Below are 12,484 nucleotides of genomic sequence, written 5' to 3' on the forward strand. Positions count from 1 at the left end.
GTACGGGGGCGGGGGCGGGTACGGGGGCGGCGGTGCCCGCCCGCGAGGTCGTACTGGTGGGAGGGCACGAGAGCCGGTCCGGCGCGGCCCTGCGCGGTCTGTGCCGCGAGGCGGTCACCGGCGTCGGGGCCCGGCTCTACGCGTCGACCCGGCGCCCGGCCGTCGTCGTGCCCATGACCCTGGGCCGGGACGCCGGGCTGATCGAGGACGTGGCACGGGTGCTGCGCTGGACCGGCCGGGGCCGCGAGCCGGGCGAGCTGCTGCTCGCCCCTCCTCTCGCCACCACCGGCCACCTGGTCGGCTGGATCAGGGCCGCGGCCGGGCGGGTCGCCGTACCGGAACCGGAGGAGCGGGCCGTCCTGGTGGTCGCGCCCGCGGCGACGGCCGAGGAGGACGCCGAGCTGTTCCGGGTGGCCCGGCTCGCGCGGCAGCACAGCGGCTGCCGCCGGGTCGAGGTGGCGCTGATCGGCGGCGACCCCGACGTGGCGGAGGGTGTGGCCAGGTGCCGGCTGCTGGGCGCCCGGCACGTGGTCGTCGTCCCGGCCTCGTTCGTGGAGCCCGAGCCGTCGCCGGGTGCGGTCTCCGCCGGTCCGCTGCTGTCCCCCGTCGCACTGGAGGAGCTCGTACGGCTCCGCGTGGGCGAAGCCGAACGCCGTTGGGCCGAACACGGCGACGACGGGCTCGCCGCCGCATCCACCACCCGGCACGGGCATGAGCACGGGCACGGGCACGGGCACGGGCACGGGCACCACGACCACAGCCACTGAGAGGGAGCCATGGCGGTAAAGAAGATCGTGCACGAGGGCCTTCCGCGCGGCGAGAGGTACCTGTACGGCGACGAGCCCGTCGAGATCAACCCGGGCCGCAGGAAGACGACGCTGACCGTCCGCAACACGGGCGACCGGGCGGTCCAGGTGTGCTCGCACTACCACTTCTTCGAGGCCAACCGGGCGCTCGCCTTCGACCGGGACGCGGCCTTCGGGATGCGCCTGGACATCCCGGCGGGCACCGCGGTCCGCTTCGAGCCCGGGGACACGGAGGAGGTCCCCCTGGTCGAGTACGGCGGCGGCCAGCGCCTGGTGGGCTTCCACGGCCTGCTCAACGGGGGCATCCGGTCCGAGCAGGCACACACGATCGCACTGATCAAGCTGCGGGCCCTGGGCTTCACGGACACCGGTGAGGAAGGCGGCGGCCCCGCCCCCGAGCAGGCGAAGACGACCGGGAAGGCCGCCAAACCCGCCGAGCCCGCCAAACCGGCGGAGCCGCGGAAGGCCGCCAAGCCGAAGGGGACGGCCAAGCCCGGGAGCGCCAGGAAGGGAGAGCCCCGATGACCACGATGAGCCGCCAGCAGTACGCCGACATGTTCGGGCCCACGGTCGGCGACCGGTTCCGGCTCGCGGACACCAACCTGGTGGTGGAGGTGGAGAAGGACCACAACGTCGGCGCGTACGGCGACGAGGCCGTGTACGGCGGCGGCAAGACGATCCGGGACGGCATGGCCGCCGACCCGGGCACGACCAACAGCACGATCGCCCTCGACATGGTGATCACCAACGTGGTGGTCATCGACCCGATGCTCGGCGTGGTCAAGGGCGACATCGGCATCAAGAACGGCGTGATCGCCGGGATCGGCAAGTCGGGGAACCCGCACACCCAGAACGGCGTGGACCGCAGGCTCATCATCGGCCCGGGCACGGAGGTGCTCTCCGGCGAGCACATGGTCGCCACGGCGGGCGCGATCGACCCGCACGTCCACCTGCTGTCGCCGCTGCAGGTCCAGGCCGCCCTCAGCAACGGCATCACGACGCTGATCGCCGGCGGGGTCGGCCCGTCGGACGGCAGCAGGGGCACCACCTGCACGCCCGGCCCGTGGGCCATCGGCGCGATGCTCCAGGCGTTCGAGTCGCTACCGATCAACATCGGCCTGATGGGGAAGGGCAACAGCAGCCTGCCCGGGCCCCTCGCCGAGCAGGTCCTCGCCGGGGCGTGCGCGCTGAAGGTCCACGAGGACTGGGGCACCACCCCGGCCGTCATCGACACCGCGCTGCGCGTCGCCGACGAGTACGACGTCCAGGTCGCGATCCACACCGACAGCCTCAACGAGAGCGGCTACCTCGAGGACACGATCAGCGCGATCAACGGGCGCGCGATCCACACGTTCCACAGCGAGGGCGCGGGCGGCGGCCACGCGCCCGACCTGATCCGCATCACCGGCGAGCCGAACGCGCTGCCCTCGTCCACCAACCCGACGCTCCCGTACACGGTGAACTCCGTGGACGAGCTGCTCGACATGGTCATGGTCTGCCACCACCTGAGCCACGACGTGCCGGAGGACGTGGCCTTCGCCGACAGCCGCGTACGGGCGGAGACGATCGCGGCCGAGACGGTGCTGCAGGACCTCGGCGTGATCAGCATGGTCTCGTCCGACTCGCAGGCGATGGGCCGGATCGGCGAGACCTTCACCCGGGCGTTCCAGGTCGCGCACCTGTGCAAGGAGCGGCGCGGACGGCTGCCGGAGGACTCCGAGCGCAACGACAACTTCCGGGTGCTGCGCTATCTGGCCAAGCTCACGATCAACCCGGCCCGTACGACGGGGATCGCCGAAACGGTCGGCTCCCTCGAGGACGGCAAGGTCGCCGACATCGTGATCTGGCCGATGACGTCGTTCGCCGCCAAGCCGTACATCGTGATCAAGGGCGGGATGATCGTGTGGTCGCAGATGGGCGACCCGAACGCGTCGCTGCCCACTCCCCAGCCGGTCTACTTCCGCCCCGCATTCGGGACGTGCGGCCTGGCGCTGCCGAAGACGAACGTCACGTTCATGTCGCAGGCGGCCATCGCGGCGGGCGTTCCCGAGCGGCTCGGCCTGCGCCGGATGATCCGCCCGGTCCGGCACACCCGTACGGTCGACAAGCGGCACATGATCCGCAACGACGCCCTGCCGGAGATCCGGGTGGACCCGGAGACGTACAAGGTCACCGTGGACGGCGAGCACGCGACGATCGAGCCGGCCCGGACGCTGCCGCTCACCCAGCTCTTCTTCCTGGCGTGACCCGGCGTGAGAGGAACCGACGGATCGGGCCCGGGAGGCGGGCGCGGGTGGCCGGATCCTGGGCCGCTGCTGGCCCAGCTCCAGTTGACCGACTCGGCCTTCCCGAGCGGCCGGTACACGCTGTCGTACGGCCTGGAGGGGTTCACCCAGGAGGGGCCGGTGGACGTGGCGGAGTTCCTGGCCGACGTGCTGCGCCACTCGGCGGGGCCGGGCGACGGCAGGGCGCTGGTCCTCGCGCACCGGGCCGTCGCCGCCCGCGACTGGGACGCGCTGGTCGCCGCCGACCGCCGCCTCCACGCGGTCAAGCTCAACCGCGAGATGCGCGCGGCCTCCGCCAGGACCGGGCGGCAGGTGCTCGACACGGCGTGCCTGGTCTTCGGCGGGGCGGTGCCGGAGCGGCTCGCGGCGCTGGTCCGGGCGGGGGCGACGCCGGGCAACCACGCGGTGGTGGTGGGCGCGCTGCACGCCGCCTCCGGAGTGAGCGCCGAGAACGCCGTCGTCTGCGACCTCTACTCGTTCGCGTCCGCCGTGGCGGGCGCCGCCGTACGGCTCGGCCGGATCGACTTCCGCCGGGCCCAGGCGGTGCTGTACGGCGCGCGGGACGGGATCGGGCGGGCCGCGCTGGTGGCGCTCGCGGCCCGCCACCCCCGTGACGTGCACAGTTGCGCCCCGGCGGCCGACGCCGCGTCGGCGGCGCACGAGCGGGCGCAGGCGCGGCTCTTCATCACCTGACCGGCCGGCGGGCCGCGTCGGAAGGCAGCGGCGTAACCACCAGGCGTCCGGCCGTGACAGGACCGGGCAAGGGAGATCTCATGCGAAACGTGTTCAAGGCAGGCATCGGAGGGCCGGTCGGCTCCGGCAAGACGGCCCTGATCGAGGCGCTGGTGCCGATCCTGATCGAGCGGGGCCACCGGCCGGGCGTCATCACCAACGACATCTACACCCAGGAGGACGCCCAGCACGTACGCCGGGTGCTCGCCGGGATCCTCGCCCCCGAGCGGGTGGTCGGCGTGGAGACCGGCGCCTGCCCGCACACCGCGGTGCGCGACGACCCGACGATGAACATCGCGGCGGGCGCGGAGCTGCTCGACCGCTTCCCCGACATGGACCTGCTGCTCTACGAGAGCGGCGGGGACAACCTGACGCTGACGTTCAGCCCCGCGCTCACCGACGTGTTCGCCTTCGTGCTGGACACGGCCGAGGGCGACAAGATGCCGCGCAAGCGCGGCCCCGGCATCACCGACTCCGACCTCCTCGTGATCAACAAGATCGACATCGCGCGGTACGTGCGGACGGACCTGGCGGTCATGGAGGCGGGGGCCCGGGACGTGCGCGGCGGGCGGCCGGTCATCCTCACCGACTGCCTGACCGGTACCGGGGTGTCCGAGGTCGCCGACTTCGTCGAGGAGCGCATGGCGGCGGCGTGTTCACCGGCGCACTGACCCGGCGGGACGGAACCGGAGACGGCACGGTGGCGGACGCGGCGATCGACGGCGGGGAGGGCACGGCTGGCGCCGTCGGCGAGAACACCCGGCAGGAGGCGGCGGGCGATCCCGGCAAGGGCCGGCAGGGCGCGGCTGCGGGCGGCCCGCCGCCGGACCGGCTGGCCCCCGAGTGGTACACGCTCTCCTGGGTCCCGGAGGAGGTCACCCGGTACTCGCGGGTCCCCGACACGCTGCCGGTGGGCAGCCCGGGCAAGGTGGGCGTGCTCGACCTCGCCTTCGCCCGCACCGCGCGCCGCACCGAGGTGTCCGGGCACTTCCAGAAGTCGCCGCTGCAGATCATGCGGCCCCACTACTACGACCCCGGCCGGCCGGACATGGCGTACGTGATGCTGCTGTCGTCGGGCGGCGGGATCCTGCAGGGCGACCGCTACCGGACGGACGTCGTGTGCGGCCCGGGAACCGCCGTCCACCTGACCACCCAGGCGGCGACCAGGATCTACCGGATGGAGCAGGACTACGCCACCCAGCTCGTCCGGCTCACCGCCGGGCCGGACAGCTACCTGGAGTACCTGCCGGACGCGGTCATCCCGTTCGCGGACTCGCGCTACTACCAGCGGGTGGAGGTCGTCGCCGATCCATCCGCCACGGTCGTGATCGGCGACATGGTCCTGGCGGGCCGGCTGGCGCGCGGCGAGCGGCACGCGTACACGGCCTTCTGCGGCGACCTGGAGGTGGCCGGGCCGGACGGGGAAACGGTCTTCGCCGACACCGTACGGCTGGTGCCCGGCGACGCGGAGGTGGCCGGACCGGCCGTGTTCGGCGACTTCGGGGTGATGGGATCGCTCTTCGTCGTCACCGGGGCGGTCCCGGCGTCCGAGATGGCCGACGCGCTGCACCGCGCCGTGGCCCCGCGAGCCGGACCGCCGGACGCCGGACTCCGCGCGGGCGCGAGCGTGCTGCCCGGAGAGCGCGGGGCCTGGGTCCGCGCCCTGGGGCCGGAGTCGCCGCCGGTCGGCCGCGTCCTGCGCGCCGCGTGGGACGCCGCCCGCCGGCTCGTCCTCGGCGTACCGGCGCCCGAGCCGCGCAAACGGTGAGCGCCACCCGGGCGACTCGCCCCGCGAACGGCACGCGGCCCCCGACTCGTAGAGACCGGCGGGCCCGCATACCGCACAATGGCCTGACCCGCCCGACACCGTGAGGAGAACCGTGAACCCGAAAGACAACCTCGACGTCGCCATGAGCGCCAGGGAGATGGCCGACAGCGCGCCGCCCGGGTCGCTGCACCAGGCGGCGGCCACATCGGTGGCGATCAGCTGCGCCACCGCGCGCGACATCGACCAGGCCCGCGTCGCGCTCGACGGCATCACGCCCGACGAGGTGCGCCAGGCCGCCATCGAGATCTTCGACCGGCTCGCGGCGAGCGGCGAGCCCGGCGCCTCGACGCCGTAGCGCGTCCGGGAGGGACGCCAGGATCTCCTCGGCGTGCGTCCACAGCGGCGATCCGCCCGCCTCGGGCAGCAGGCGCCTGCGCGAGGCGGGGACGCGGCCGCGTCAGAAGACGCGGCGCAGGATCCGGGCCGCCGTGCGGGTGAGCAGCTCGACCTCCTTCTCGTCGTAGTCCGCCTCCGCCGCTCCCAGCACGACCCGGGACACCACCCTGGGGTACGCGAGGGCGAGCCCCTCGGCGACGACCACGCCGCGCGGCCCGTCGGGGGTGAACAGCTTGCCGCCGTGTACGGCGAGGATCGGCCGCACGGTCACCTCGACGCCGGACTCGCGGGTCAGCAGCGCGGACATGGCGGCCGCGGCGTCCGTGAGTCCCTTGGCCACCGAGCTGCCGAACTTCTCGTCGAAGAACAGCCTGTCGCCGTACCGGGCGATGTAGACGTCGGGGCCCCACGCCTCGTTGTCCACGATCCACACGCCGCCGGGGCCGATCACGAGGTGGTCGATCGAGGTCTCGCCCGGCACCGCGCGGCCGTCCAGCACGTTGTATCCGCGTCTGCGGAGGGCGCGGCGCAGGAGCCGTCCGGTGCGGACCTCGCCGCGCCGCTTGCCTCTCCACACGGCCGTGGACTCGTGGTCCCACCAGACGAGGAGCAGGTCGCCTCCGGCGGCGACGGCGGCGCCGAGGGGGACCATCAGGAGCGGGAGGAGCCCGAACCGCATCGACAGCAGAAGCCCGGCCAGGGCGCCGACGCCGCCGATCCAGCGCCGCCGTTTTATCCGGGCCGGGCGCGCCTCGATCCAGAACTGCTCGTACCACCACTGTGGGGAGCTTCCCTGGAACTTCTCATCCTGCTCGACATAGATGGATTTGCCGGGCACAAGGCACCCCCGAGCGGTGAAGTGGGAGAAATGCGCTTGATCACGCAATACCCGGTAGATCGTCTCCGCCCGGCGCAGGTTAGTGAATTAACCCGGCAAAGTTAGACACATCATGTCGTACCCCTCAACAGCGGACACACTACTCAAAGCGACCACAAGGGCACCGTCTGGCATTCCAGCATGAAGATCCCCAGCTCACCGGCACGGCACCTTCGGTCCGCCCGGCCCCATGAGCCGCCGCGCGTGCGCCACGGGTCACAGGACCGGCCGTGCGACCCGTGGCGGCGCGCCTCCGAGGGCCCGGTCAGCGCGCGGACATGACCAGGTCGACGAGGTCGGCGACCGCCCCGTCCGCGCACGCGCCGACCACGACCCCGGCCGCCGCGCGGACGTCCGGGTGCCCGTCCCCGACGGCCGCTCCCAGTCCGGCCACCGCGATCATGTCCAGGTCGTTGGGGTTGTCGCCGATGGCCGCGACCTGCTCCATCGGCACCCCGCGCGACGCGGCCAGCTCGCGCAGCGCCGCACCCTTGGTCGCCCCCTCGGGCAGCACCTCCAGATAGGTCGGCTCGGACCTGAGGACGACCGTGCCGGGGAGGTCCACCTCGACCGGGGTGGCGCCGATCAGCATGCACTTGGTGATCTCGGCGGGCGGCAGCGCCGCCCAGTCGCCGGGGTCCCGCAGCGCGATGCCGTCCCTCTCCGCGTACTGCCGCAGCTCGGGCACGTCGTGCACGGCCAGCGCCTCGCCTCCGGTGAACGCGACGGGATAGACGCCCTCCGGAAGCTCGTCGAACAGGTCGAGCAGCGACTTCCACGCGTCCACGGGCAGGGCGCGCGAGCGCAGCACGGCTCCCGAGGCGAGGTCCACGGTCCGTGCGCCGTTGTAGAGGATCGCCGGGCCGGTCAGGCCCAGCTCGTCGGTGTAGCGCCGGGCAGAGGACTCCATCCGGCCGGTGGCGACGATCACCTCGCCGCCCGCGGCCATGAACCGGCGCAGCGCGTCCCGGCCGGAGGGGACCATGGCCAGGTCGCGGCCCACGAGGGTGCCGTCCAGGTCGGTGACGATCCAGCGGATCACGCGCCCCTCCCCTCGGCGATCTCCGCCATCACGGACCCGGCCAGGTCGAAGCCGCCGACGCAGGCGAGATAGCCTCCCTGCTCGAAGACGCTCCCGGACAGCGGGATGAACACGCCGCCGGCCCGCTCGACCAGCAGCGACCCGGCCGCGACGTCCCAGGCGCTGACCCTCGTGCCGTACGCCACGTCGGACCAGCCGGCGGCGACGTGCGCGAGCTTGAGCGCGGCGCTGCCGGGACGGCGCGTGCTGGCGAACGCCTCGACCATCCGGGCGAACCGGCGCAGCGCCTCCTCGCCCTCGGCGGCGAGGTCGCGCGGGGAGGGATAGCTGGACAGCAGCATCGCCTCCCGGTCGGTGCGCGCGCCCGAGCTGCGGATCGGCTCGCCGTTGCAGAACGCCCCGTCGAGCGAGGCGGTGAACTCGTCGCCGCGGACCGGGTCGTAGACGACGCCCGCCACCACCTCGTCGCCGACGGCCGCGCCGATCGAGGTGCAGAAGAACGGCAGGCCCGCCGCGAAGTTCGCGGTGCCGTCGATCGGGTCCACGTACCAGCGGATGGCGCCCTCGCCCCGGGTGCCGCCCTCCTCGCCGACGACGACGCTGTCGGGGCATCGGCGGGCCAGGACCTCGCGGATGCGCTCCTCGGCCGCCTTGTCGTGCTCGGTGACCGGGTCGTGGAAGTCGCGCTTGGTCTGTACGGCGGGGCGGGACCGGAACGCCTTCCTGAGCTGGTCGCCCACCGCCCGCGCCGCCTCCACGGCGATGTCGGCGAGCTCGCGCGAGGTGGTCAGGTCCATGTCTCCTCCAGGAGTTCCAGCAGGCCGCGCGGGTCCTCGACGATCGCCTGAGGCCGCTGCCGCACCTTGTAGGGAATCTTGTCCGTGCTCTTGGACGCCATGAGGACGGTGGCCCCGACCCGGGCCCGGGCGCCGCAGACGACGTCCCGGTCGTAGTTGTCGCCGACGTACCAGACGTCCTCCGGCTCGACGCCGAGCGCCCGGCAGGCGATCCAGATCATCTCCGGGTTCGGCTTGCGCACGCCGACCTCGTCGCTGTAGACCTGCACCGCCACCTGCCGGTCGAGCCCGCTCGCGGCCATGTAGTCGCGGTGGACGGCCCCGCACAGGGCGTTGCTCACCACGCCGGGCACGACGCCGTGATCCCAGCAGGCGGCGAGCAGCTCCTCCATCACGGGGCGCGTCTTGCGGTCGCTGCGCAGCTCGCCCATCCGGTGGCAGAGCGGCGTGGCCTCCGCGGTGACCAGGGAGCGGGCCTGGACCGGCCAGTCGCCGGCGACGAAGTCCGCCCAGAAGCGCCGGTGCGTCATCTCCTCCGGGTCGAACCGGCGCGACGTGGAGTCCTTCCAGTACCTGTCGGCCCGAGCGCCGGCGCGGATGTCGTCCTCGACCTCCTCGGCGGTGAGGTCCCGGCAGCCGGCCCGGGTCAGCATGGCGTGCACCTCGGCGGCGAGCTCGGCCGCCCACTCCGGCCGCTTCGCCGTCTCGACGATCACGCCGCCGAAGTCCAGCAGCAGCGCCCTGGGCCGGATCACGCGGCCACCCCCGCCTCGTCCCAGGCGGCGATCCTGGCGCCGTCGGCGTCGAACAGGTGCATCCGCTCGGTCCAGCAGGTGATCGTGTCGCCGGGCGCGGCCTCGACGGGCGTGTAGGAGACGGCGTACAGGTCGGTGTCCAGGACGCGCAGCCGTACGGTCCAGGACGATCCGGCGGGGAGCACGGCCTCGACGGTCGCCTCCTCGTGCCAGGCCCCGGCCGGGGGCGGGCCGAACCGCAGGGCCTCGGGCCGCACGCCGACGGCGGCGGGCGCGCAGTCGGCGCGGGCGGCGACGTGCCTGAGCAGGGAGCCCGCCAGGCCGCCCGGCTCGGGGCCGACGTCCACGATGGCCATGGGCGGGCTGCCGACGAACTCGGCGACGAACCGGTTGGCCGGGCGGTCGTACATCGCCATCGGGGCGGCGAGCTGCTGCAGTTCGCCGGACCTCATGACCGCGATGTCGGTCGCCATCGTCAGCGCCTCCAACTGGTCGTGGGTGACGAAGACGATGGTCGCGCCGGACTCCTCGTGGATGCGCTTGAGCTCGGCCCGCATCTCCAGCCGGAGCTGGGCGTCGAGGTTGGACAGCGGCTCGTCGAGCAGCAGCACCTCGGGGTTGATGGCGAGCATCCGGGCCAGGGCCACACGCTGCTGCTGGCCGCCGGAGAGCTGCGACGGGTAGCGGTCCATCGCGGCGTCCACGTGGACCATGCGCAGCGCCTCCTCCGCCCTGGCCCGCCGCTCGGGGCCGGGCACCTTGCGCATCCGCAGCCCGAACTCGACGTTCTCGCGGATCGACAGGTGCGGCCACAGCGCGTAGTTCTGGAAGACCAGGCCCATGCCGCGCTTCTCCGGCGGGACGTAGCGGCCGTGCTCGACCGAGTCGAGGACGCGGTCGCCGACCGCGATCGTGCCCGCGGTCGGCTGCTCCAGGCCGGCGATCATGCGCAGCGTGGTGGTCTTGCCGCAGCCGGAGGGCCCGAGGAGGCACATGAACGCGCCGTCCGGGACGACCAGGTCGAGGTTCTTCACGGCGTAGTCGTCGCCGCCGTAGCTCTTGGCGATTCCGCGCAATGTGATGTCGGGCATCTATCCTCCCAGGCCGGACGCCAGGCTGCTCTTGGTCAGCCGCTGGGTCAGGTAGGTCATGGTGAAGGAGACCAAGGCGATCACGAGCACGACCGCGTTGGCGAGCTGGGTGTATCCGTAGTCCACGAGCCCGATGGAGAGCGTCGTGAGGAGCTGGGTGCCGGTCGTGGTCAGCATGATCACGATGCTGAGCTCCTTGAGACCGGAGACGAACGGCAGGATGATCCCGGTGACGAGCGCGCCCTTCTGGATCGGGAACACGATCCGTCTCATGCGCTGCCACCAGGAGGCGCCCGCGATCTGCGCGGCCTCCTCGGGCTCGCGGCCGAGCTGCGTCATCGCCGCGATGCCCGAGCGCGAGCTGTACGGCAGGTGCGTCACGGCCATCACCAGGATCAGCAGGAACGTGGTGCCGTACAGCGCCGGGATCGGCCCGCGGGCGACGGCGAACAGCGACAGCGAGGCGGCCGCGAACGCGATGCCGGGGATGAGGTAGGGCAGGAACGACACCTGGCGCAGGAACGCGGCGACGCGCGGCGCGGTCCCGCGGACGACGACGTATCCGATGAGCAGGCCGAGCACGGCGCAGACGATCGAGGCCAGGCCGACGATGCGGAGCGAGTTCCACGCCGCCGCCCACAGCTCGGAGCCGCGGAACACGCCGTGCGGGAAACCGACCGCGCCGGGCAGGCTCTCGGCGAACCAGTAGTCGAGCGTGAACGTGGACAGGTCGAGCGGCGTGCGGGTGACCGTGGACAGCAGCAGGGTGAGCACCGGGACCAGGACGCTCACCACGAACACGACGACGCCGAGCGCGAAGGCGGGCCAGCGCAGGCGGCGCAGGTCGCTCAGCCGGTCCATCGCGCCCTTGCCGCCGACGGTGACGAACCGGCGGTGCTCGCGCATCATCCGGGTGTCGGTCAGGACGATCAGCACGCCGATGGCGACGATGACCATCGCGATCACGGAGGCGACGCCGGTGCTGCGGTCCCTGATCGACTGGAACAGGCCGGTGGACAACACCCGGTAGTCGGAGGGCAGCCCCAGCACGTACGGCGTGCCGAACGTGCCGAGCACCCGGCCGATCACCAGCAGCACCGCCGACGACAGCGCCGGGAGCATCAGCGGGATCACGATGCGCCGGACGACGGTGCGCCGCGGCGCGCCGAGGATGCGGGCCGAGTCCTCGAGCTGCGCGTCGATGCGGCGCAGCGCGTTCCCGACCAGGAGCAGCACGAACGGGTAGTAGTGCAGCCCCAGGGTGACGATGATCGGCAGCGGGCCGTACGCGAGCCAGTCGGGCGTCCGGACGCCGACGGACTGCAGGATCCCGACCTGGCCGGCGGCCCGCTCGTTCTTGAACAGCGTCAGCCAGGCCAGGGAGAAGGTCCACGACGGCAGCATGTACGGCACCACGAGGGCGCCGGCGAGCCACTTGCGGCCCGGCACGTTCGTCCTGGTCACGAGCCACGCCATGCCGCCGCCGACGACGAGCGCGAACAGCGTGGTGCCGACGGCCACGACCAGCGTGTTGAGCAGCGGCTCCCAGAACAGCAGGCCGCTGATCTGGGAGCGGAACACCCGCCAGAGGTAGTAGCCGGTCCACTCTCCCGGCCGCTGGCCGGCGTGGATCTCGTCGCCGTACTGCAGGCGGGCCGCGTCGGACAGCACCGCGACCAGCGGCGCCACGACGAGGTAGCCGAGGACGACGACGAGGATGAGGCCGAGCGCGGCGGTGGGGTCGTGGCGCATGACCTGGAGCCGGTACAGCAGCCTGCGCCGTCCCGGTTTGGGTGGCGGCGGTGCTTCCGCCTTGGTGACAACTGCCATGAGGGGACTTCCTCCGGGGGTGGTTCTTCTATCGGTGTCCGTCGCCGGCGGCGCCGGGCCGGGGCGCCGGCACGGTGCGCCGGGTCGATGCGCCGGGGCGGGGGC

At 72.9% G+C, this 12,484-nt stretch carries 13 protein-coding genes; 7 read left to right on the forward strand and 6 right to left on the reverse strand.

Going from position 1 to position 12,484, the window contains the following annotated elements; genetic code table 11:
* The 7 genes from AWQ70_RS39960 to AWQ70_RS24785 all read left to right on the forward strand — a co-directional run.
* Positions 1-767 (forward strand): sirohydrochlorin chelatase (locus AWQ70_RS39960; RefSeq protein WP_174552418.1); only part of this gene is annotated, 767 nt, incomplete at its 5' end.
* A 9-nt stretch (positions 768-776) separates the two neighbouring features.
* Entirely contained in the window at positions 777-1,331 is a 555-nt protein-coding gene (locus AWQ70_RS42570) for an urease subunit beta (RefSeq protein ID WP_084517776.1), read from the forward strand.
* Positions 1,328-3,052 carry an urease subunit alpha gene (gene ureC / locus AWQ70_RS24765; protein WP_067180375.1) on the forward strand — a complete coding sequence of 575 codons (1,725 nt, stop codon included), beginning with the start codon at positions 1,328-1,330 and terminating at the stop codon, positions 3,050-3,052. Before AWQ70_RS42570 ends, ureC begins: the two co-directional genes overlap by 4 nt.
* Positions 3,053-3,058: 6 nt before the next feature.
* Positions 3,059-3,784: an urease accessory protein UreF gene (locus AWQ70_RS24770; RefSeq protein WP_245647136.1), complete on the forward strand. Its 726-nt coding sequence runs from the start codon at positions 3,059-3,061 to the stop codon at positions 3,782-3,784.
* A gap of 80 nt (positions 3,785-3,864) precedes the next feature.
* A complete protein-coding gene (ureG, locus tag AWQ70_RS24775) occupies positions 3,865-4,494 on the forward strand; it encodes an urease accessory protein UreG (RefSeq protein WP_067180385.1) in 630 nt (209 codons plus the stop codon).
* Positions 4,476-5,591 (forward strand): urease accessory protein UreD, encoded by a 1,116-nt coding sequence (locus tag AWQ70_RS24780; protein ID WP_245647137.1) that lies wholly within the window; start codon positions 4,476-4,478, stop codon positions 5,589-5,591. Before ureG ends, AWQ70_RS24780 begins: the two co-directional genes overlap by 19 nt.
* Before the next feature lie 112 nt (positions 5,592-5,703).
* Entirely contained in the window at positions 5,704-5,946 is a 243-nt protein-coding gene (locus tag AWQ70_RS24785) for a hypothetical protein (RefSeq protein ID WP_067180387.1), read from the forward strand.
* Positions 5,947-6,048: 102 nt separating this feature from the next.
* On the opposite strand, the gene AWQ70_RS42090 is transcribed toward AWQ70_RS24785, so the two are convergent.
* The 6 genes from AWQ70_RS42090 to AWQ70_RS24815 form a co-directional block, all read right to left on the reverse strand.
* Positions 6,049-6,825 carry a nuclease-related domain-containing protein gene (locus AWQ70_RS42090; protein WP_067180388.1) on the reverse strand — a complete coding sequence of 259 codons (777 nt, stop codon included), beginning with the start codon at positions 6,823-6,825 and terminating at the stop codon, positions 6,049-6,051.
* Between the two features lie 304 nt (positions 6,826-7,129).
* Positions 7,130-7,906 (reverse strand): HAD family hydrolase, encoded by a 777-nt coding sequence (locus AWQ70_RS39240; protein ID WP_067180389.1) that lies wholly within the window; start codon positions 7,904-7,906, stop codon positions 7,130-7,132.
* The gene (locus AWQ70_RS39245; RefSeq protein ID WP_067180391.1) at positions 7,903-8,703 is read right to left on the reverse strand and encodes an inositol monophosphatase family protein; all 801 of its coding nucleotides are present in this window, start codon (positions 8,701-8,703) and stop codon (positions 7,903-7,905) included. Before AWQ70_RS39245 ends, AWQ70_RS39240 begins: the two co-directional genes overlap by 4 nt.
* On the reverse strand, positions 8,694-9,458 hold the full coding sequence (locus tag AWQ70_RS24805; RefSeq protein WP_067180393.1) for an HAD family hydrolase: 765 nt from the start codon (positions 9,456-9,458) through the stop codon (positions 8,694-8,696). The genes AWQ70_RS39245 and AWQ70_RS24805 overlap by 10 nt, the downstream gene beginning before the upstream one ends.
* Positions 9,455-10,549: an ABC transporter ATP-binding protein gene (locus AWQ70_RS24810; RefSeq protein ID WP_067180395.1), complete on the reverse strand. Its 1,095-nt coding sequence runs from the start codon at positions 10,547-10,549 to the stop codon at positions 9,455-9,457. The genes AWQ70_RS24805 and AWQ70_RS24810 overlap by 4 nt, the downstream gene beginning before the upstream one ends.
* On the reverse strand, positions 10,550-12,379 hold the full coding sequence (locus AWQ70_RS24815) for an ABC transporter permease (RefSeq protein ID WP_067180396.1): 1,830 nt from the start codon (positions 12,377-12,379) through the stop codon (positions 10,550-10,552).
* Positions 12,380-12,484 lie beyond the last annotated feature (105 nt).

The organism is Microtetraspora niveoalba (assembly GCF_001570405.1).
Taxonomy (GTDB): domain Bacteria; phylum Actinomycetota; class Actinomycetes; order Streptosporangiales; family Streptosporangiaceae; genus Microtetraspora; species Microtetraspora niveoalba.